The organism is Pseudosulfitobacter sp. SM2401 (assembly GCF_042932805.1).
Taxonomy (GTDB): domain Bacteria; phylum Pseudomonadota; class Alphaproteobacteria; order Rhodobacterales; family Rhodobacteraceae; genus Ascidiaceihabitans.
Genome location: NZ_CP170633.1, coordinates 1,160,170 through 1,181,531, shown reverse-complemented (window position 1 = coordinate 1,181,531; position 21,362 = coordinate 1,160,170). Strand labels below are relative to the sequence as shown.

General features: G+C 56.2%; 16 protein-coding genes. 12 read left to right on the top strand and 4 right to left on the bottom strand.

Annotated features, from left to right (window positions below; all coding sequences use genetic code 11):
- Window positions 1–23: 23 nt before the first annotated feature.
- On the bottom strand, window positions 24–3,425 hold the full coding sequence (locus tag ACFIO0_RS05905; protein ID WP_390914429.1) for an indolepyruvate ferredoxin oxidoreductase family protein: 3,402 nt from the start codon (window positions 3,423–3,425) through the stop codon (window positions 24–26).
- A gap of 190 nt (window positions 3,426–3,615) precedes the next feature.
- Here ACFIO0_RS05905 and ACFIO0_RS05900 point away from each other — a divergent pair, with 190 nt between their 5' ends.
- Window positions 3,616–4,521 carry a LysR substrate-binding domain-containing protein gene (locus ACFIO0_RS05900; RefSeq protein ID WP_390914428.1) on the top strand — a complete coding sequence of 302 codons (906 nt, stop codon included), beginning with the start codon at window positions 3,616–3,618 and terminating at the stop codon, window positions 4,519–4,521.
- Between the two features lie 221 nt (window positions 4,522–4,742).
- Here the strand turns inward: ACFIO0_RS05900 and ACFIO0_RS05895 are convergent, their stop codons facing one another.
- The gene (locus tag ACFIO0_RS05895) at window positions 4,743–5,057 is read right to left on the bottom strand and encodes a hypothetical protein (RefSeq protein ID WP_390914427.1); all 315 of its coding nucleotides are present in this window, start codon (window positions 5,055–5,057) and stop codon (window positions 4,743–4,745) included.
- A gap of 210 nt (window positions 5,058–5,267) precedes the next feature.
- Here ACFIO0_RS05895 and purL point away from each other — a divergent pair, with 210 nt between their 5' ends.
- The gene (gene purL, locus ACFIO0_RS05890) at window positions 5,268–7,430 is read left to right on the top strand and encodes a phosphoribosylformylglycinamidine synthase subunit PurL (protein WP_390914426.1); all 2,163 of its coding nucleotides are present in this window, start codon (window positions 5,268–5,270) and stop codon (window positions 7,428–7,430) included.
- Here the strand turns inward: purL and ACFIO0_RS05885 are convergent.
- Window positions 7,427–8,692, bottom strand: coding sequence for a VWA domain-containing protein (locus ACFIO0_RS05885; protein WP_390914425.1), 1,266 nt, complete (start codon window positions 8,690–8,692; stop codon window positions 7,427–7,429). The genes purL and ACFIO0_RS05885 overlap by 4 nt on opposite strands.
- A 49-nt stretch (window positions 8,693–8,741) precedes the next feature.
- Window positions 8,742–9,662: an AAA family ATPase gene (locus ACFIO0_RS05880; protein WP_390914424.1), complete on the bottom strand. Its 921-nt coding sequence runs from the start codon at window positions 9,660–9,662 to the stop codon at window positions 8,742–8,744.
- 234 nt (window positions 9,663–9,896) lie between these two features.
- On the opposite strand from ACFIO0_RS05880, the gene ACFIO0_RS05875 reads away from it, so the two are divergent.
- From ACFIO0_RS05875 to ACFIO0_RS05830, 10 genes are all read left to right on the top strand, one after another.
- Window positions 9,897–10,943, top strand: a complete 1,047-nt coding sequence (locus tag ACFIO0_RS05875) for a glycosyltransferase family 2 protein (RefSeq protein WP_390914423.1) — start codon at window positions 9,897–9,899, stop codon at window positions 10,941–10,943.
- The gene (locus ACFIO0_RS05870) at window positions 10,940–11,581 is read left to right on the top strand and encodes a sulfotransferase (RefSeq protein ID WP_390914422.1); all 642 of its coding nucleotides are present in this window, start codon (window positions 10,940–10,942) and stop codon (window positions 11,579–11,581) included. The genes ACFIO0_RS05875 and ACFIO0_RS05870 overlap by 4 nt, the downstream gene beginning before the upstream one ends.
- Window positions 11,581–13,965, top strand: a complete 2,385-nt coding sequence (locus ACFIO0_RS05865; protein ID WP_390914421.1) for a glycosyltransferase family 2 protein — start codon at window positions 11,581–11,583, stop codon at window positions 13,963–13,965. The genes ACFIO0_RS05870 and ACFIO0_RS05865 overlap by 1 nt, the downstream gene beginning before the upstream one ends.
- Before the next feature lie 2 nt (window positions 13,966–13,967).
- Complete coding sequence (locus ACFIO0_RS05860; RefSeq protein ID WP_390914420.1) at window positions 13,968–14,663, top strand: FkbM family methyltransferase; 696 nt, start codon at window positions 13,968–13,970, stop codon at window positions 14,661–14,663.
- 4 nt (window positions 14,664–14,667) lie between these two features.
- A complete protein-coding gene (locus ACFIO0_RS05855) occupies window positions 14,668–15,729 on the top strand; it encodes a glycosyltransferase family 2 protein (protein ID WP_390914419.1) in 1,062 nt (353 codons plus the stop codon).
- A 127-nt stretch (window positions 15,730–15,856) separates the two neighbouring features.
- Window positions 15,857–16,810 (top strand): phosphoadenosine phosphosulfate reductase, encoded by a 954-nt coding sequence (locus ACFIO0_RS05850; protein WP_390914418.1) that lies wholly within the window; start codon window positions 15,857–15,859, stop codon window positions 16,808–16,810.
- A gap of 39 nt (window positions 16,811–16,849) precedes the next feature.
- Window positions 16,850–17,887 (top strand): dihydroorotase, encoded by a 1,038-nt coding sequence (gene pyrC, locus ACFIO0_RS05845; protein ID WP_390914417.1) that lies wholly within the window; start codon window positions 16,850–16,852, stop codon window positions 17,885–17,887.
- 61 nt (window positions 17,888–17,948) lie between these two features.
- Window positions 17,949–18,629 (top strand): orotate phosphoribosyltransferase, encoded by a 681-nt coding sequence (locus tag ACFIO0_RS05840; RefSeq protein WP_390914416.1) that lies wholly within the window; start codon window positions 17,949–17,951, stop codon window positions 18,627–18,629.
- A gap of 173 nt (window positions 18,630–18,802) precedes the next feature.
- Window positions 18,803–20,302, top strand: a complete 1,500-nt coding sequence (locus tag ACFIO0_RS05835; protein WP_390914415.1) for a replicative DNA helicase — start codon at window positions 18,803–18,805, stop codon at window positions 20,300–20,302.
- Window positions 20,302–21,357 (top strand): agmatine deiminase family protein, encoded by a 1,056-nt coding sequence (locus ACFIO0_RS05830; protein ID WP_390914413.1) that lies wholly within the window; start codon window positions 20,302–20,304, stop codon window positions 21,355–21,357. The genes ACFIO0_RS05835 and ACFIO0_RS05830 overlap by 1 nt, the downstream gene beginning before the upstream one ends.
- Window positions 21,358–21,362 lie beyond the last annotated feature (5 nt).

Here is a 21,362-nt window from a genome sequence, read left to right as displayed (position 1 = left end):
GCCCTGCCGGACGTTTTGCCAAATTACTCTGCGGCTTTGGCCATCGGCGCGCCGCCCATATTGATGATCGACAGCAATTCTTCGCGTCGTTTTGCAGCCTTCGCCTCGTTCTCGGCCTTTACCGGACCGAACCCGCGAATTTGCAAAGGCAGCTCTGCCAACGCGACGATCGCGTCCTTGGTTTCGGGTGTCAGCTGGGTCAACGCGACCTTCATATCGCCCTCGTACTGCGCGATCAGTGCACGCTCCATTTTACGCTCGGCGGTGTATCCAAAAACGTCCAGCGGTGTGCCACGCAAGCGTTTCAGTTTCGCCAACACCCGCAACGGACGTTCTAGCCAAGGACCGAATTCGCGTTTCATCGGACGGCCATTTGGACCCGTTTTCGACAGCATCGGCGGGGCCAGATTAAAGGTCATTTTGAAATCGCCATCAAACTCGGCTTGCGCCTTTTTGCGAGTGCTTAACAACAATCGCGCGACTTCGTATTCGTCCTTGTAAGACAGCAACTTATGATACCCAGTTAATGCGGAGTTCTTAACATCTGCATCCTCAATCTTGTCCAAAAATTTGGTGTACCGTTTGGCCAAACGTTTGCCTTGATAGGCCACCAATTGATCAGCGCGGTAGGCGATTTTGTCAGCTTGGGTTGATGGGAGTTCGATCACAGTCGGTGTCAAAATCGCCTGCGCATCTTCCGGGAACAACACCGCCCAGCGCCCGATTTCAAAGGCGCGCAAGTTTCGTTCTACTGCCGCGCCATTCAACGTAATGGCTTGGGTCAGTGCCTCATGGCTGATCGGGATCAGACCGCGCTGCCACGCCGCCCCAAAGATCATCATATTCGAGAAAATGGAATCCCCCAGCACGGCCTTGGCCAGGTCGGATGCATCAAACAACGCCACATCATCGCGCAGACGGGCTTGTAGCGCCAACATCAACCGGTCCGAAGGCAGTGTGAATTCAGTGTCGCGGGTGAAATCACCGGTGATGATTTCGTGACTGTTGACCACCGCACCTGTGCGCCCTGATTGCGTCAGCCCCAGCGTTTTGGACCCCGCAGAGACCACCAGATCGCCCCCGATCAGCGCGTCACATTCGCCAGTGGCAACCCGGATCGCAGAGATATCGGCAGGATCATTGGCAAGGCGACAATGGATGTGCACCGCGCCGCCCTTTTGCGCGAGGCCCGCCATTTCCATCATGCCCGCGCCTTTGCCGTCGATGTGGGCCGCCTGCGCCAAAACCGCGCCGATGGTCACAACGCCGGTGCCGCCGACGCCGGTGATGACAACGTTGAACGTGCCGTTGATCGCGGGAATTGCCGGCGCTGGCAGGTTGGGCAAGACCAGTTCGGTGGTCGCTTCTTTACGCACCACGGCCCCCTCCAGTGACACAAACGACGGGCAGAACCCTTTGACGCAAGAGAAATCCTTGTTGCACGACGATTGGTCGATTTTGCGTTTGCGACCCAGTTCGGTTTCCGCAGGCACCAGCGACACGCAATTGGATTGCACCCCGCAATCGCCGCAGCCTTCGCAGACGTCTGTATTGATGAACAAGCGTTTGTCGGGGTCCGGAAACAGCCCGCGTTTGCGGCGACGGCGTTTTTCGGCCGCGCAGGTCTGGATGTAGACAATCGCGCTGACACCCTCCAACTTTGCAAACTGCTCTTGTACGGTTTGCAAATAGGTACGTTCATGAATTTCAACGCTTTTCGGAAAGGCGGCAAAGTTCACGTCTTCTTTTTCATCATAGACCACGGCTAGGTTTTTAATGCCCATGGCGGTCAATTCTTCGACGATACGTTCGGCAGGCAAATCGCCCTCATGGCTTTGCCCGCCGGTCATTGCGACCGCGTCGTTGTACAGAATTTTGTAGGTCATCGTGGTGCCAGCCGCCACAGCTGCACGGATCGCTTGGATGCCAGAATGGTTGTACGTGCCGTCCCCGATGTTCTGGAATACGTGGCCCGTTTTCGAAAACGGTGCCTCGCCGATCCAGTTCGCGCCCTCGGCCCCCATGTGGGTAAAGCCCAGCGTGTCGCGGTCCATCCATTGCACCATAAAGTGACAGCCGATGCCGGAATAGGCACGCGAACCATCCGGCACGACAGTGGAAGAATTATGCGGGCAGCCAGAGCAGAAATACGGCAGGCGCGCCGCGATTTCCTCGGCGTTGTCAGAACGGCGGGCCTCGTCCAGCACCGCCAGTCCCGCTTTGATCCCGTCCGTATTGCGACCCTCGTCACACAACACCTGGCCCAGCTTTTCAGCGATCTCAACCGGATCTAGCGCCCAGCCAGAGGTAAAGAATTCGACGCCATCTTTGGTGCCACCGTACACACGCCGCCCTTGGCGATTGTCAAACAGCGCTTCTTTGATCTGAACTTCGATCAGCTTGCGCTTTTCCTCGATCACGACAATCAGATCGAGCCCCTCTGCCCAGTCGTTAAAACCGCGCATGTCCAGCGGCCAAGTTTGCCCGACTTTGTAGGTGGTGACACCCAGACGCTCGGCCTCGGTCGCGTCAATGTTCAGCAAGGACATCGCGTGGATCAGGTCTAGCCAGTTCTTGCCCGCCGCCACAAAGCCTATCTTGGCACCGGCCTTGCCCCACATCCGCTTGTCCATCTTGTTGGCATGGCTGAACGCCTCGGCAGCATGGCGTTTGTAATTCAGCAAACGGGCCTCTTGATCGACGCGGTCATCGACCAAACGGATGTTCAACCCACCGTCTGGCATGTCAAATTCAGGCATCACAAACGACAAACGATGCGGATCACCGTCGACGACCGACGTGACCTCGACCGTGTCTTTCATCGTTTTCAGGCCGACCCAGACACCCGCGAACCGGGACAAGGCCCAGCCGTACAGCCCGTAATCCATCACCTCTTGGACCCCCGCGGGGCTGACCACCGGCATGTAGCTGTCGATCATCGCAAATTCGGATTGGTGCAGCACGGTCGAGGATTCGCCCGTGTGGTCATCCCCCATCGCCATCAGCACGCCGCCATTCACAGACGTGCCGGCCATATTGGCGTGACGCATCACATCGCCGGACCGGTCCACGCCCGGCCCCTTGCCGTACCACAGACCAAAGACACCGTCGTATTTGCCCTCACCGCGCAGCTCGGCCTGCTGGGCCCCCCAAATCGCAGTGGCGGCAAGGTCTTCGTTCAGACCGGATTGAAACGTCACATCGCTTTGCACCAACTGCTTTTCCGCGCGCTGCATCTGCATGTCGACGGCACCCAAAGGCGATCCGCGATAGCCCGTCACCAGCCCTGCCGTGTTCAAACCCGCCGCTTTATCGCGGGCCTTTTGCATCATGGTCATGCGCACCAACGCCTGCGTGCCGTTTAACAGCACCGGGCTTTTGGTCAGGTCATAGCGGTCATTTAGCGAAATCTTTTGCGTGCTCATCTGTGGGCTCCCCAGCATCGGATCAGTCTTGCATATTATTTACTCGATATTAGGTCACAATTATTGACCTGTATAGATTTTTTTCGCCTCTGGTCAAAAAACGGCGCTTCTCCCCCTGTGTATCGGGCCCTTTTTGGCTATATACGCGGGACGAATATACAGCGTGGCATGGGTAAAGAGAGACAGCAGCATGGACTGGGACAAACTTAGAATTTTTCACGCCGTCGCCGATGCGGGCAGTTTGACCCATGCCGGTGACAAGCTGAACCTGTCACAATCTGCTGTCAGCCGTCAGGTGCGCGCGCTCGAAGAATCCCTGAACGCGACGCTGTTTCACCGCCATGCGCGCGGTCTGATCCTGACCGAACAAGGCGAGCTGTTGTTTGACGCAACCTCTGCCATGACCAAGCGTCTGGACACTGCCAGCGCGCGCATTCGTGACAGCGAAGAAGAAGTGTTCGGCGATCTGCGGGTCACCACCACGACCGGTTTTGGAACGCTATGGCTGGCCCCGCGCCTGCCCAAGCTGTACGAAAAATACCCCGACCTGCGCGTCGATCTGATGCTCGAGGAAAAAGTGCTGGACCTGCCCATGCGCGAGGCCGATGTAGCCATCCGCATGAAAGAACCCTCCCAAGCCGACCTGATCCGCAAGCGGTTGATGTCGGTGCGGATGCGCGCCTATGCGACGCCAAAATACCTGGAGGGGCATCCTTTTCCCCAAGGTCCCGAAGATTTGGTCGACCACCGCCTGATTTGTCAGAACACCGACTCTGCCCAAGTCGGGGCCAGCGCCAGCCTAGTTCAGGAGCTGATGGCCTACAGTGTGAAATCAACGTTAACGGTCAATAACTACTTTGGTGTGTTGCAAGGGGTGCTGCATGATCTGGGAATCGGCATTCTGCCGGATTACGTGACGCAGGATTTTCCGGACCTCATTCGAGTTATGCCAGAAATTGAATCGTCAGAAGTGCCTGTATTTTTGGCATATCCAGAAGAATTACGGCAATCCAAGCGTATCGCCGCCTTCCGTGACTTTGTCCAAGACGAGATCATCGCGTACCGTAAGCAATTGAGAGAACAAGAGAAAATCTGATTTTCTTACCAGCTATGCAAAAAACGCATAGCGGACATGCTAAGCCTGCGGCAGATTGCGCCTTGAACGTGGGCATGACGCACCATAATTCATCGTTATGAAGATGGTAACGCTGTAACGCTTAACATCTTCACCTCCCTGTTGGACTTGGCCGAGCCTCTGTGCTCGGCCTTTTTTTTGGCCACAGATCACGCGCATCATCCAGGATCGCGAACCGCTGTTTAGAACTTTTTCATCCGCACAGTACGCGACGCACCACCACGCGTAACCCGCGCCCGCTTGCCTTTGGCGTCAAACTCAAAATCGAACTGACCATGAGTTGCCGACCAGCCCTTGTTCCCGGCAGTGACTTTTTCGGTTTTGGCAGCGCCACCAGACATTTCAATGTCCGCTTTGGAACAGTCACCATTAAACCGTACCGTAGCCGTGATGTCTGGGGGAACGGACGCACGATAAGCCCCTGACGCCCAAGGACAGGCTTGCGCCGCAGTCGACAAACACACAGCGACTGCAGTGAATGACAAAAATTTCAACATAGCATTCTCCCTTGGGTTGCAGATGGGTCTAGCCGAGAACGAACACAGTAACAACAGATGGCCTTGCCCCACCCGAACACAACAACCGCACAGCCCGACTTTGATGATCAAACAAACCAATACCGTTCTCTTGCGTCGCCGCCCCTTCCCCCCGCGCGCGCCGCATTGTAAGAGGTGCGCAAACCAATATGCCTTGGGGGGCCGCGCCACATGACCGAACCAGCTATCACACCAGAATTGATTGCCAGCCACGGCCTGAGCCCAGATGAATATGACCGCATTCTAGAGATCGTCGGACGCGAACCGACCTTCACAGAGCTTGGTATTTTCTCGGCGATGTGGAACGAACATTGCTCTTATAAATCCTCAAAGAAATGGCTACGCACCTTGCCAACCGAAGGCCCCCAAGTCATCTGCGGCCCCGGCGAAAACGCTGGAGTTGTGGATATTGGCGACGGTCAAGCCATTGTTTTCAAAATGGAAAGCCATAACCACCCCTCCTACATCGAACCCTACCAAGGGGCGGCCACAGGCATGGGCGGCATCCTGCGCGACGTCTTTACCATGGGCGCGCGCCCGATCGCGTCAATGAATTCGCTGTCATTCGGCGAACCTGCGCATCACAAAACCAAACAGCTGGTCAACGGTGTGGTTGCGGGCGTTGGTGGCTACGGAAACTGCTTTGGCGTGCCGTGTGCGGGCGGTGAAGTCCGCTTTGATCCCGCCTACAACGGCAACTGCTTGGTGAACGCGTTCGCCGCCGGTTTGGCCGATAGCGATAAAATCTTTTACTCCGCAGCATCCGGTGTCGGCATGCCCGTTGTCTATTTGGGCGCAAAAACCGGCCGTGACGGCGTTGGCGGGGCAACTATGGCCTCTGCTGAATTTGACGACACGATCGAAGAAAAACGCCCCACGGTTCAGGTGGGTGACCCGTTCACTGAAAAGCGCCTGATGGAAGCCACGCTTGAGCTGATGAAAACCGGCGCGGTTATTTCGATCCAAGACATGGGGGCCGCTGGTCTGACCTGTTCTGCGGTCGAAATGGGCGACAAAGGCAATCTTGGCGTGCGTCTGTACCTCGAAAACGTGCCCGTGCGCGAGGTCAACATGACCGCCTACGAAATGATGCTGTCGGAATCCCAAGAACGTATGCTGATGGTCCTGAAACCCGAACTCGAGGCCGAAGCCAAAGCCGTGTTCGACAAATGGGACCTCGATTTTGCCATCGTCGGCGAAACCATGGCCGAAGACCGGTTTCACATCGTGCACAACGGCGAAACCAAAGCTGACCTGCCGCTGAAAACGCTGGCTGGCACCGCCCCTGAATACGACCGCCCGTGGGTCGAAACGCCCGCGGCTGAACCACTGTCAGACGTTCCGGGTATCGATGCGATTGACGGTTTGCGCGCGCTGATTTCATCGCCGAACTACGCTGCAAAACAGTGGGTGTATGAACAATACGACACGATGGTTATGGGTGATTCCGCGCGCACGCCGAACATCGGATCCGGCATTATCCGCATCCACGGCACCGACAAAGCACTGGCGTTTACGTCCGATGTGACCCCGCGCTACGTCAAGGCCAACCCGTTTGAAGGCGGCAAACAAGCCGTGGCCGAAGCCTATCGCAACCTGTGCGCAGTCGGTGCAACACCGCTGGCCACAACCGACAACATGAACTTTGGCAATCCGGAAAAGCCTGAAATCATGGGACAATTTGTCGGCGCGATCAAAGGCATCGGCGAAGCGGTTCTGGCGCTGGACATGCCAATCGTGTCGGGCAACGTGTCACTGTACAACGAAACCGACGGCTCCGCGATTTTGCCAACGCCCACAATCGGCGCGGTTGGTTTGCTGAAACACACCGACGACATCATCGGCAGCGACGTGCGCGAAGGCCACGTGGCGTTGGTCTTGGGCGAAACGGCCGGCCACCTGGGCCAATCTGCGTTGCTCGCCGAGGTGTTCAACCGCACCGACGGTGACGCACCCCACGTCGATCTGGACCTAGAGGCCAAGCACGGCAATTTCATCCGCGACAACCGCGCCATGATCACCGCCTGCACGGACCTGTCCGATGGCGGGCTGGCATTGGCCGCGTTCGAGTTGGCAGAAAGTGCTGGCATCGGCGTGTGGCTCGATAGCGACGACACCCCAACCCTGTTTGGCGAAGACCAGGCCCGCTACTTGATCGCCTGCAACTTTGACCAAGCCGAAGCGTTGATGCTGGCCGCAGGCCAAGCAGGAGTAACCATCCAATCAGTCGGGAAATTCACCGGCGACACAGTCTGGTTCAGCAACACCAGCAGCGCGCCAATGGCCGAACTGTCGGAAACCTACCGCACGTCGTTCGCCGCAGCGGTCGCCTAACGGTTCTGCGTTAATTCCCGCATCAAACGCGCTTTTTCGCCCACATCGTCAGGGCGGGAAATCACCTCTGCCAGTTCTTCGAGTGACGCAATCGAATGCCCTGCGCGAAAGCTGTCGACGTGGGGCAGCATTGCCGCGATTCCACGGGCTTTGGGCGCAAACCCGTCCCAGCGCAGCAGCGGGTTTAGCCAGATCAGGCGGCGCGATGACAGGTGCAAACGCTGCATCTGTTTGGCCAACTCGTCCGGATCATCGCGGTCCAGCCCATCCGTGATCACCAGCACCACAGCGCCCTGCCCCATGACACGGCGCGACCAGTCTTTGTTGAACCGCTCAAGGCATTGCCCGATGCGCGTGCCGCCTTCCCAATCTTGGGCCTCGGCCCCTGCCGCCGCCAGCGCTGCGTCCACGTCACGCTGCCCCAAGTGTCTGGTAATGTTGGTCAATTGCGTGCCAAAGGTGAACGCATGCACTTTGGCCCAGCCCGCGCCTTTGGCGTTGCTGACCGCGTGTAGGAAATGCAGCACGACGCGGCTGTATTGGCTCATCGAGCCAGAAATATCGCACAGCACCACCAAATTCGGCCAGCGATGGCGCGGGGCTTTGTGGATGATCTGGTGCAACTCACCGCCTTTGCGCATCGCAGCACGCATGGTTTTAGCGGCGTCCACCCGCCCCCGCAGCGCGGTTTTTGTACGCCGTGACGGGATCGGTTCGACCGGCAAGCGCATGCGCGACAGCATCCGTTTGGCGGCGGCCATTTCAGCAGTGCTCATCTGTTCAAAATCAAGACTGCGCAGCCGTTCTTCGGAACTGATCGTCAGCGAGGCGTCGATCTCCAGCTCGGTTCCATCGTCGTCTTTTGGGGCCTCGGGCGGATCGACCGGCGCGTCTGCCCCGTCCAGCAACGCTTCGGCTGCGCGCTTTTCCGCGGCTTGCGCTGTACGGTCTTCCTGGACCCCGCGAATGGCCGGCAGCATCGCCGCCATCATGTGTTCAAGGTAGCGCGGATCACGCCAGTACAGCCGGAAAACCTGTGCAAAAACAACGCGGTGTTCCGGGCGGTTGACGAAACAGGCATGCAGCGTCCAGTAGAAATCCATCCGCTCGGTAAAGCCTGCGGCCTCAACGGCGCGGATCGCATCAATCACCCGCCCGGGCCCAATCGGCAGCCCCGCACGCCGCAACGCCCGCGCGAAATGGGTGATGTTGCCAGCAAGTTTCGGGTTGTCCGGTAACTCTAGCGGAATGTGCTCTACCATCGCGGTGGGCTTTGAGTATTTTTGATCAGAACAGGCGCAGGTTTTGGCATCAGTGCGGGTCTAGCGTGGCTTTGGCTTGGTCCAGAATGCGTTTGGCTTCTGAGCCGTGGAGTTTCGCAATGTCGTCTTGGTATTTCAGGATTGCGCCGAGGGTGTCGGCGATAACTTCGGGGCTGAGGGCGATCACGTCGAGCGCGAGCAGGCATTTTGCCCAGTCGATGGTTTCGGCCACACCAGGTTTTTTGAACAAGTCCTCGGTGCGTAATTTTTGAACAAATGCAACGACTTCGCGGCTAAGGCTTTCGGCGGCTTCGGGGGCGCGGGCGGTCAGAATTTCCATTTCGCGATCGAAATTCGGATAGTCGACCCAGTGATACAGGCAGCGTCGTTTCAGGGCGTCGTGGACTTCGCGGGTGCGGTTGGACGTGACGATGACGATGGGTGGTTCTGGCGCTTTGATCGTGCCGAGTTCGGGGATTGTGACCTGAAAATCGCTGAGCGCCTCAAGCAAGAACGCCTCGAACGGCTCATCCGTGCGGTCAAGTTCGTCGATCAGCAGTACCGGCGCGCCGTTTTCATCAGGGCGCATGGCTTGCAACAGCGGGCGTTCGATCAAGTATTTGTCCGAGAACAGTTCTTCTTGGAGGGCGTCGCGGTCAGTGTCGCCTGACGCCTCTGCCGTACGGATCGCGATCATTTGCACCGGAAAGTTCCACTCGTAGACCGCTGTCGCGGCATCCAATCCTTCGTAGCATTGCAAACGGATCAGCCGTTTGCCCATCGCGCTCGCAAGCGCTTTGGCGATCTCGGTTTTGCCAACGCCGGCCTCGCCTTCTAAAAACAGTGGGCGCCCCAGTTTCAGCGACAAAAACACCACCGTCCCCAAAGCCCGCCCGCAGACATAACCCTGATCTGCCAGCATTTTTTGAACCCCGTCGATCGAGGTTACGGACGCATTGATGTTAGCCATGAAAAACTCCCCTTATCGCCCAAAGGTGCATTGCCTAAGGCTAAGGTCAAGTGCCCTTAAAGTATCAGGCCACGCAATCTGGTGTGCATCCGGTTCCAAAGATTGACCTGATTCGACCGATGAGGCATGATGTTAACCAGATAAAAGAGGTCTCGGGGCATAAAGCCAACGAACCCATGAGGCGGAACAGTGAACAATGCGCGCAACTGAATTGGGCGGGATAGGTGGGCAGAAATGCGCATAACCGCAGTGACATGTGTCAAAAACGAGGGGCCGTTCCTGTTGGAATGGATCGCCTTTCATCGCCTGTTGGGCGTGACCGATTTTCTGTTTTACTCAAACGATTGCTCTGACGGCACCGACACGATGCTGGATGCCTTGGCCGAACGCGGCCTTGTGCAGCATTTGCCGAACCCTGCCGAGGGCCGCAATTACCAGATGGAAGCGTTAAAAGACGCGCGCAAACAAGACTGTGTGATCAATGCCGATTGGGTTTGGGTTGCGGATGTTGACGAATTTCTGAACATTCACGTAGGCGATCACACGATCCCTGCCCTGATCGAGGCCTGTGGCAACCCGCAGACCATCAGCCTGACGTTTCAGTTTTTTGCCAACGACGATGTCGAAACCTACGTGGACAAGCCGGTGATCGAACAGTTCACGCGCAGCCACAATCCAGATCTGTGGTGTGGTGAGGCCGCGATCGAGGTTAAGTCCCTCGTGCGTCACGATTTTCCGCTGCAATATTACGGCGCGCATCGCCCGTTTTTCAAAGGCAAGCTGCCGGGCAAGCAACGCCCCAGTTGGACCGACGGATCAGGGCGCGCTGTCCCGCACCGTTTTCTGGTGGCTGCAAATCCGCGCCGCATTCGCAAATTTCCGGCCGCTGGTGCGCGCGCATTTGCGACATTGAACCACTACGCCTTGCGCTCGCTTGATAGTTATCTGGTCAAAAATGACCGTGGTGACGTGAACCGCGAAAACCGTGCATTTGATGACACCTATTGGCGGGAACGCAATGATCCCGCGTGGAAAGACACGTCAATCATGCGCTACGCGGCTGATTTAAAACAGGAAATTGCAAACCTGTGCAAAGACAAGGTGATCGCCGACCTGCACAAGGCCTCGGTCAAAGCCCACATTGCCAAGCGCGACGAATTGCTGAAGCAGCCAGAGTATCAAGCGATGCAGACGCAGTTGCGCGCCGCCTCTAAACTGCCACCCCAAGAAGAAGCGATGTTGCGAGACCTTGGGTTGATCGAATTGGACGCTGCACAATGAGCCTGATGGTCGTCAACCTTGGCCTGCCCAAAACCGGCACAACAACGCTGGCACGCGCGCTGCGTCGTTCAGGATTTCGGGTGGCAGATCACCGGATCAAAGCCAAACAATCGGATGACGAAACGCTTCATAACCAGTTTGTTGCTGACCTTTTGTACCGTGGATATTACGAAACTGGTGACCCCGGCGCACGGTTAGGTGGCTTTGATGCCATCACCGAGATGAGCATGCTTAGCGATGTTAAATCCGTCTGGCCGCAGATGGATTTTGGACTGATCAACGCCATTCGCGAACACCATCCTGGCGTCAAGTTCGTCGCATCAAACCGTGACAGCTGGGACATTTCGCAATCGATGTTGGCGTGGTCCAATCTTGGCATGACCCGCCTGCCTGACAACGCAATCCCCGGCCTGCCTGAAGGCTACGGCGAGACCTCCAAAGAACGCGTGCAATGGATCGAGGGGCATTACGCCCACCTGCGCGCATTGTTTGGAAAAGACGCTGATTTCCTTGAATACGATGTCGCTGACCCCGACGTCAAAGATTTGCTAAGCGGTTTTCTTGGCCGCCCCATTGCATGGTGGGGCCGCGCCAATGCCAACCCAGAACACATTGACGTAGAGAGTGAGGTTGCCTGATGCGCATCCATTTGCACATAGGTTTGGAACAGGTCGGCGCGGACCGTTTACAATCAGTCCTCGCGTCCAAACGCGACCAGTTGATCAGCAAAGGCGTGCTGTTTGCCCGCAGTCCCGGCAACAAAAACCACACGCGTTTGTTTATGGCTGTGACGGATCCCGATCACATTGATCCGTTGCGCTACAATCGCGGCTATATCACTGGTGACAAACAAAAAGTTCTGCATGACGCGCTGGTTGGCGATCTGACAAAAGAGATCGCGCAGCACAATCCTGAGGATCTGATTTTGTCCGCCTCGCAATTGGGTGTGTCCTTGTCGCGTACATCCGAACTGCAACGCTTGCACGCGCTGTTGTCCCCCCTGTCGGATGACATTCGCGTCATCGCGCATGTGGACGAGCAGGCAAAATTGTTGGTGCGCCACTATGCCGAACAAATCCTCGAAGGGCGCGGCGTGCCCTTGGATCAGGAAATGGCGTTGGCGGGCTCCAAAACATGGTGGGCGGATTGCATTGCAGAGCAACCAAAAGCCGATCCCCAAGCGGGTGTTTTTGCCGAAAACCAAGGTGCACCATTCTGGCTGGACTACGCCAAGCTCGTGGCGTTTTGGGAAGACGTGTTTGGCAAAGGTTCGGTATCTTTGCGCGGCTATGACGCAGACGCGTTTGCCGCCGAAACTGTCACCGATGAAATTCGCGACATGATCGGTATCAAAGGCGCGATTGGCAAAGCCGCCGCTGAGGACGCCCCTACAGACGCATCCGCCGCGTGGCTGGCCCGTGGTCGTCAATTGAACGCACTAATCTTGCAGGTTCTGGCCTCAAAAAAGCGCATCTTGCCGCGCCAACTGTGGCGGTCTTTTGTCAACGAAATCAAAGTAGAAGGTGACGAAGTTGACGTTGCATCCCTTTCTGCAGTTTCCAAGACATTCGAGGCAGACAACAAGGCGCTGATCAAAGCGCACAAAGGTCTCAAGGCAGATACATTCAAGAAACCCCGCGCCAAAGGCGCCTGGTCAGAAGCCGATCCAGCTTATGGTTTCCGCGCCTCACAGTATCTTTTGGGGTTCATGTGGCGCATCGACAAAGCCACCAAAGAAGAGCGTAAAACCAAAACTGCCGATCTTGCGCGTCTCAACGGTTCGCCAGCGATGGCACCTGCGGAAACTGTGACAGACAGCACCCCATCAAACGATGGCTTGTCCGACATCGCGCGCAAATTGATGCCGCCTTTGGCCGTACAGAACTTCGAAAAACTGCGCACCTCGTCGTTTGCCCCACACAACAAAATGGGTGTGATTAACGAAGAGGAGCTTGCCGCCGCTTATTCCGAAGTACCACAACGCACCCTGCCCGACGGTCAATCGGGCAATGTGATCGTCGGCTGCATGAAAAACGAAACGCCATATATCGTCGAATGGATCGCCTATCACCGTGCGATCGGTGTCGATAACTTCTTGATTTACACAAACGATTGCTCTGACGGGACGTCGGAATTGCTGGACCGCTTGCAGGCAATGGGCGTGATCCAACACCGCAACAACGACAACTGGAAGGGCAATTCGCCCCAGCAATACGCGCTGAACCAGTCGTTAAAAGAACCGGTCATCATGAACGCCGATTGGATCGCGCACATCGACGTCGATGAATTTATGAACGTGCGCACGGGCAACGGAACACTGCAAGATTTCTACGACGCTGTGCCGGATGCCACCAACGTTGCGATGACATGGCGCCTGTTTGGGCACAACGATGTGATCCGCTTGAATGATGAACTGGTGATCGATCAATTTGACACCTGTGCACCAAAATTCTGCCCAAAACCCCACACGGTTTGGGGTTTCAAAACGATGTTCAAAAACATCGGGGCCTACGAAAAGATCAGCTGCCATCGTCCCAACAAGTTGGACGAGACGATGAAGAAAAAGGTCAAGTGGGTTAACGGTTCTGGCCAGGATATGACCAGCGAGGCGGCTGAAAACGGATGGCGTAACTCAAAGAAATCAATTGGTTACGATCTTATTCAATTGAACCACTACGCTTTGCGCTCTGCTGAAAGTTTCTTGATCAAACGGCAACGTGGGCGCGCGCTGCACGTCGACCGGTCCATCGGGATCAACTACTGGATCCGCATGGATTGGTCCGACTTTAAGGACGTCACGATCCAACGGAACCTGCCGCGAGTGCGCGCTGAATATGACCGCCTGATGCAAGACAAAGAGCTGCGCAGCTGGCATGAAAAAGGCTTGGAATGGCACCGTGAAAAGGCCGTTGAATTACACGGCATGCCGGAATTTGAAGACCTGTATCAACAAGCGCTTAAGGTGAAGCTGACAGAGACAGAGCGCGTGGCCTATGCCCTTGCTTTGGATATGGAGAGTTGACGATGAAAGATGCACAAACCATTGATGCCAAAGAATTTATCACTACCAATGGAATGAAATTCCCTAAAGACGGTCACTTTATGACAGGGCGTATCCGCGGGGCGATGACGGACGGGGGGTACGAAGCCAAAGAAACCAAATGCCTGCTGCGCGTCGTGCGCGAGGACGACGTCGTCGTCGAATTGGGCGCAGGCATGGGTTATACTTCGACCTTGTTGGCGACCAAACGGAAAATCAAACACATCCACGCGTTTGAGGCAAATCCAACCCTGATCCCCTACCTAAAAGCGGTGCATGCCGCCAACGGTGTTGAAAACGCTACCGTCACAAACGCGGTTCTGGGAAGCCGTAAAGGCAGCGTTGATTTTTACGTGCGCCGAAATTTTCTGGCTTCGTCATTAACACCGATTGAGGGTACGAATGTGTCGTCCGTCGAAAAAATCGAAATGCTGAACACAAAGACAGTGTTCAAAAGCTTGAAACCGACAGTTTTGGTCTGCGACATCGAAGGGGCCGAAGCGGATTTGATACCTAACATGGACCTTACCGGATTGCGTGCTGCCGTCATTGAATTGCACCCCCAATGGATCGGTCCCGAAGGCGTGAACAAAGTGTTCAGGGCCTTTATGGACGCAGGGTTCGCCTATTACGCGCGCGGCTCCACTTCCAAGGTTGTTTCCTTTCGGCGCGCTTGGTAAGAAGTTGAAATTCCTAGCAATATTGACAGTCCGCAATGAGGGCGCATTTCTTTTGGAATGGCTCGCCCATCACAAGGCCGTCGGGTTTACCGATTTTTTGGTGTTTTCCAACGACTGCGACGATGGCACCGATAAGATCCTCAACCGTTTAGACAAAATGGGGCACATCACCCATATTCGCAACGACGGCCCCTACGACAAGGGTGGCATCCAGTTCACCGCGCTAAAGCAAGCTGACAAGCTGAAAATCGTGCGCGATGCGGATTGGATTTTGCCTCTGGATGTCGATGAATTCGTCAACATCAAGGTCGGCGATGGCACACTGCCCGCATTGCTGACCGCCCTACCCGACGCCACCGCGATCACGCTAACTTGGCGCTTGTTTGGAAACGGCGACACTGCGCGCTTCAAGGACGAACCGGTCACGCAAACCTTTACCGCATGCGCCCCCGAGGTGGTTCAATGGCCGTGGCGTGCATCAATGTTCAAAACATTTTATGCCAACAATGGTATCTACAAAAAAGTCGGCGTTCACCGTCCACGCAGCCCCGATGAGGACAAGCTGGATCAGGCCCGATGGTTTGATTGCGAAGGGCGTGAACTGGACGGAAAATTCAAAACCAAACGCCTATTTTCCAACTTCGGGCGACCGAACTACGCTTTGGCGCAACTAAATCACTACCCCCTTGGATCAATGGAAAGCTACGTTTTGAAAGCGGATCGTGGCCGCGCGGTTCACTCCGATCATATCCTCGGTCTCGACTATTGGGTTGAACGCAATTTTAACGCCGCCAAAGATACGACTATCCAACGGATGCACGACGCAACACAAGCCATCGTGACTGAGTTGCGTTCGGATAACCAATTGGAAAAGCTGCACAAATTAGCCGTTCAATGGCGTCACACCCGGTTCGACGAACTGATGCAGCTAGAACCGTTTCGCGCCCTGTTTGGGCGTTTGTTGATGGCAGCACCGACACGTCCTGTGTCGCCAAAAGCCGCCAGTTTTATGATCCAATACGCCAACAAAGCACGCACGGCGAAGGGCAAAAACGCTTCGAAATAGCACAAATTGTCCGCATTTTCGCCCCAATCTTCGGTTAGCTACATCTCAATTCCGCCCGATCGAGGCGGCGTTTTCCCGTCAAACGCACGGGTTACGTGCGACAATGATGCGATTGAGGACCAGGCTGATGCAGGACGCCGACAACACATTCGACACGCCTTTGGCGAATTTACCGAAAGGTGAATGGCTTAAGAAACTTGCGCAGATTTCCGAAGAACATGGCTTCTTTCAACCGCTTGGCAAACGTCATTTCGCCACGTTTGTCGAAGACGAACCAACCTTGTTGGTGACGTTTGAAACGATCCAAGGCATCCGGTCATTGTCTGAAACCGCCCAACCGTTGGGTTGGGAAATGGTCAAAGGCGTTGGCTGGTCACATTTGTGCATCGTCTCGGACGGCGACACATGGTTTCGCGACTCGCGCGTGTACGGTTATTTTGATCGATTGATCGACGATGGTTTCTTTGACGCATACGAAAACGTCATTTTCTACGGCGCAGGCCCCTGCGCCTACGCGGCAGCCGCGTTTTCTGTTGCAGCACCTGGTGCGACTGTCGTGGCAATCCAACCCCAAGCAACGCTTGATCCGCGCGTCACTGAATGGGACGATCGCTTTACAAAAATGCGCCGTACAGATTTCAACAATCGCTACGGCTACGCGCCCGATATGTTGGACGCTGCCGATCATGCCTACGTGCTGTATGATCCCGCAGCGACGCTTGACGCGATGCATGCCGCCCTGTTCACACGCCCGAATGTCACCAAGTTTCGCCTGCGCAACATGGGCACATCTATCCAAACCGAACTGCTTGAAATGCAGGTTTTGTTGCGAATTTTGGCCAAGGCAAGTGCGGGAAAACTGACCACAACTGGTTTTGCCAAGATCTTTCGCGCACGCCGCGATAATCGCAATTATCTGCGCAACGTATTGGCTCAGGTCGATGTCCGCGGCCGCACAAAACTGGCCACAATGCTATGCGAAGCGGTGATCAAGCGCGGCAAAGCCCCTTATTTTGCGCGTCGCCTTTTGCAGCTCAAGTCCGAATCCGGCGAGGATGACGTTCAGCAAAGCAACCAATAACTCTGGCACTACAGCGCACGGCATGCTACCGCGCGCCCCATGACATCATCGATCACAATCCGCCGTCCCGACGACTGGCACCTGCACTTGCGCGATGGCGATATGCTGCGCGCGGTGCTGCCAGCCACAACTCAACATTTTGCGCGCGCAATCATCATGCCCAACCTTGTGTCCCCCGTGGTCACCAGTGCGCAGGCGGTCGCGTATCGTGATCGCATTCTCGCGGCCCTGCCAGAGGGTGCGACGTTTGAACCGTTGATGACCCTGTATTTGACCGAAGCTTCTGATCCAAACGACATCGCGGCCGCACACGCATCTGGCCTGATCAAGGCCGTGAAACTGTATCCAGCCGGTGCCACGACGAATTCCGCCTCGGGTGTTAGCCACTTTGACCGCGTCGCCCCTGTGCTCGAACGTATGGCCGAGATTGGCCTGCCCCTGTGCGTCCACGGCGAAGTCACCGATCACGACATCGACATTTTCGACCGAGAGGCCGTCTTCATCGACCGCGTGCTCGACCCGATCCGCCGCGCCACACCGGGCCTGCGCGTGATCATGGAACACATCACCACCAAAAACGCCGTCGATTACGCACGCGCCCAAGACGACACGCTTGGAGCCACAATCACCACGCACCACTTGGTGATCAACAGAAACCACATTCTGGCCGGCGGAATCAAACCGCACTATTATTGCTTGCCCGTCGCCAAACGCGAAGAACACCGTTTGGCCCTGCGCGATGCCGCAACCTCGGGCGAGGCACGCTTTTTCCTCGGCACAGATAGCGCGCCACACACTGACGCAAACAAACTGCTGCCTTGCGGTTGTGCTGGCTGTTTCACGGCCCCCAACACCCTGTCAATTCTGGCGCAAGCATTTGAAGATGATGGGAAACTCGAAAATCTCGAAGGGTTCACATCGCTCCACGGACCCGCTTTTTATGGCCTGCCAGTGAACACGGATACAATCACTATGATCAAAGGCGCGCCCACCACTTACCCCAGCCACATCGACACGCCAGATGGCCCAGTCACCGTCTTTGATCCCGGATATGACCTAAATTGGTCCGTAACCTAACGTTTGTTCTGATCCTAAATACTCAAAACCCGCACCATCATCCGCGCAAAGGACCCCGATTATGATCCCCACCAGCTATCCCACATCCGAGGAAATGGCCCGTTTGACAGCGCGCATGTTGCTTGAAATCAAGGCGGTGCACTTCAACACAAACGAACCATTCACGCTGGCCTCTGGCCTGCCATCGCCCACCTACATTGATTGCCGCAAACTGATCAGCTACCCGCGCATCCGCTCAACGCTCATGGATTTCCTAACCGTTACCGTAATGCGCAACGCCGGTTTCGAGGCGTTCGACAACATCGCTGGCGGCGAAACTGCGGGCATCCCGTTTGCCGCCCTTGTGGCCGAGCGCATGGCACTGCCAATGACCTACGTGCGCAAGAAACCCAAAGGCTACGGGCGCAATGCGCGCATCGAGGGCCAGATGAACGAAGGCGAACGCGTCTTGTTGGTCGAGGACCTGACCACTGACGGCGGATCCAAGCTGTCGTTTGTGGATGCGATTCGTGAAACCGGAGCGACTTGCGCCCACACTGCCGTGATCTTTTACTACGGTATCTTTCCTGAAACAGAAAAGACCTTGGGTGATCATGGGGTTGCGCTGCATTCCTTGTGCACGTGGTGGGACGTTCTGGCCGAAGCCAAGGCCTCGGGCGCGTTCGACGCGGCAACAATCGCAGGGGTTGAAACCTTCTTGAACGATCCTCGTGGCTGGCAAGAATCCAACAAAAAAACCTAAGATTTTCACAGCATCTGGGTGCCTACGTGCATTTCACCCCCAGATGCTGTATCAGTTCCCCCAACGCAAACATATCCACAGGATATCCAGATTGCACCGCCCCCCTTGGCCCGCGTAAGACAAACGCCAAGACGACTGGGGTGATCAGTCAAGTCGCGACATCGGGGTGAGCAATGAACGAGATCAGCACAATCAATCCAGGCGCACCCGAGGTGCAGGCCCCTGAAACCATGCCTCATTCCATCGAGGCAGAGCAGCAATTGCTGGGCGCGATCCTGACCAACAACGATGTCTACGACCGTGTCGCATCGATCATCGGCCCGATCCACTTTTACGACCCCGTTCACGCGCGCATCTTTGACATTGCCGCCACCCGTATCGGTAAAAACAATCTGGCCAGCCCCGTCACGCTCAAGGCATTTATGGAGGACGACGAGGGCCTCAAGGAACTGGGTGGCCCCGCCTATCTTGCCCGTCTTGCGGGGGCCGCGATCAGCGCCTTTGCGGTGCGCGATTATGCCCAGATGATTTACGATCTGGCCGTGCGCCGCGATCTGATCCATTTGGGTCGCGATATTGCGGCCAAGGCTGCGACTGTGAACGTCGACAGTGAACCGCGCGAGCAGATCGTCGAGGCCGAACAGCAGCTTTATAAGCTTGCCGAACAGGGTCAAACCGAGAGCGGTTTTCAAAGCTTTCTGAAGGCTGTGACCTCGGCTGTGAACAACGCCAACACCGCGTATCAACGTGACGGGCAAATGTCCGGCATCTCTACCGGCTTGATTGACATGGATAAAAAGCTGGGCGGCTTGCACCCCTCCGACCTTTTGATCCTTGCGGGGCGTCCCTCGATGGGCAAAACCTCGCTTGCGACCAACATCGCGTTTAACGTGGCCAAGGCCTACAAACGCGGCCTGAAACACGATGGCACCGAAGGCGCAATCGAGGGCGGCGTTGTCGGGTTTTACTCGCTCGAAATGAGCGCCGATCAGTTGGCCGCGCGGATCTTGTCCGAAGCATCAGAAGTCCCATCCGAACAGATCCGTCGCGGTGACATGACCGAAACCGAATTCCGCCGGTTTGTCGACGCCGCCAAAGCTTTGGAATCCTGCCCGCTGTACATCGATGACACGCCGGCCCTGCCGATCAGCCAATTGGCAGCCCGCGCGCGCCGACTGAAACGGACACACGGGCTAGACGTGTTGATTATCGATTATTTGCAACTGGTGCGCGGCACCGGCAAATCCGAAAACCGTGTGAACGAGATTTCAGAAATCACGATGGGCATGAAAGCCATCGCCAAAGAATTGCACATTCCTGTCATCGCCCTGTCCCAGCTGTCGCGTCAGGTGGAAAACCGCGAAGACAAACGCCCACAGTTGTCGGATTTGCGTGAATCCGGCTCGATTGAACAAGACGCCGACGTCGTGATGTTCGTGTTCCGCGAGGAATATTACAAAGAGCGTGAAAAACCCGGCGATCACGATCTAGAGGCAATGGCGCGCTGGCAAGAAGAAATGGAACGCCTGCACGGGCGCGCCGAAGTCGTCATCGGCAAACAACGCCACGGTCCTATCGGCACCGTCGACCTGTCCTTTGAGGGTCAATTCACCCGCTTTGGCAACCTCGTGCAGCCGTGGCAACAAGACGGTGGCGATGATCGAGAGTTCTAGTGTTTCGACGTGACTTACTGACAGGTGCAGCAGCGGTTTCCGCGCTGTCCACATTCCCTGCGATGGCCAACCAACCGCTCTTTGTTCCGCCCGAAGAAGACCGCCACGAGGCGAGCTTTATGATGTGGCCAGTGTCACGAAAAGTGCACCCTGACCCGGTCTTTCTCGACATTCTGCAGCGCACAATCGCTGAGATCGCCAATACTATTTCCGAATTCGAACCCGTCATCATGTTGGCCCCCGCGCGTGACCAATCAGGTGCGCGCAAACACCTGACCAAGGGCGTCGAGTTGTGGGCCATCCCCACCGAAGACCTTTGGGCCCGCGATGCAGGGCCGCTGTTTGCCCGCCAAGGTGACACGCGCGTGGTCAGTCACATCCAGTTCAATGGATGGGGCCAAAAACAAGTGCACGCGCGCGATGGACGTTTCGCCTTTGAGGTCGCAAAACGGCTTGGCATGAACGTTGTGCCCTCCGGGCTCAGGGGCGAGGCAGGTGGCGTAGAACACGATGGTCACGGCCTGTTGATGGCCCACGAAAGTTCATGGGTGAACGCCAATCGCAACCCCGGACAATCGCGCGGCGAAGTTGAAGATCGCCTGCTAAAGGCATATGGTGCAAGTAAAATAACTTGGTCCAAAGGTGTCTACGGCGAAGACATCACAGATTATCACATCGATAGCCTCGCGCGCTTTACAGGCCCGGGGCGCGTGTTGATCAACCTACCCAACACCCCAGACATGACAGACCCGTTTCACGCCGCGGCCATCGACACCTATGACGGCTTGGTCGCCGCAGGGCTAAACGTCGACGTCATTGCAGAACCAACCCGACGCCGCTTGAAATCCTTTGATTTCGTGGCATCTTATGCAAATTACTACGCCTGCAACGGTGCTGTAATTGCCGCGCAGTTCGGTGATAGCGATGCAGACAACGCCGCAACCCGGGTCCTAGCCCGCCACTATCCCGGGCTTGAAATCATCACACTGAACGTAGATGCACTAGGCGAAGTGGGCGGCGGTATTCACTGTGCAACCCAACAATTGCCTGCTTAGCGCGC

Bases quoted from the DNA above. Each gene is read 5' to 3' on its own strand.
- ACFIO0_RS05870 (WP_390914422.1), top strand. From the start codon at position 10,940: ATGAGCCTGATGGTCGTCAACCTTGGCCTGCCCAAAACCGGCACAACA.
- ACFIO0_RS05850 (WP_390914418.1), top strand. From the start codon at position 15,857: ATGCAGGACGCCGACAACACATTCGACACGCCTTTGGCGAATTTACCG.
- ACFIO0_RS05865 (WP_390914421.1), top strand. From the start codon at position 11,581: ATGCGCATCCATTTGCACATAGGTTTGGAACAGGTCGGCGCGGACCGT.
- ACFIO0_RS05880 (WP_390914424.1), bottom strand. From the start codon at position 9,662: ATGGCTAACATCAATGCGTCCGTAACCTCGATCGACGGGGTTCAAAAA.
- ACFIO0_RS05885 (WP_390914425.1), bottom strand. From the start codon at position 8,692: ATGGTAGAGCACATTCCGCTAGAGTTACCGGACAACCCGAAACTTGCT.
- ACFIO0_RS05905 (WP_390914429.1), bottom strand. From the start codon at position 3,425: ATGAGCACGCAAAAGATTTCGCTAAATGACCGCTATGACCTGACCAAA.
- purL (WP_390914426.1), top strand. From the start codon at position 5,268: ATGACCGAACCAGCTATCACACCAGAATTGATTGCCAGCCACGGCCTG.
- ACFIO0_RS05835 (WP_390914415.1), top strand. From the start codon at position 18,803: ATGAACGAGATCAGCACAATCAATCCAGGCGCACCCGAGGTGCAGGCC.
- ACFIO0_RS05900 (WP_390914428.1), top strand. From the start codon at position 3,616: ATGGACTGGGACAAACTTAGAATTTTTCACGCCGTCGCCGATGCGGGC.
- ACFIO0_RS05860 (WP_390914420.1), top strand. From the start codon at position 13,968: ATGAAAGATGCACAAACCATTGATGCCAAAGAATTTATCACTACCAAT.
- ACFIO0_RS05895 (WP_390914427.1), bottom strand. From the start codon at position 5,057: ATGTTGAAATTTTTGTCATTCACTGCAGTCGCTGTGTGTTTGTCGACT.
- ACFIO0_RS05840 (WP_390914416.1), top strand. From the start codon at position 17,949: ATGATCCCCACCAGCTATCCCACATCCGAGGAAATGGCCCGTTTGACA.
- pyrC (WP_390914417.1), top strand. From the start codon at position 16,850: ATGACATCATCGATCACAATCCGCCGTCCCGACGACTGGCACCTGCAC.
- ACFIO0_RS05875 (WP_390914423.1), top strand. From the start codon at position 9,897: ATGCGCATAACCGCAGTGACATGTGTCAAAAACGAGGGGCCGTTCCTG.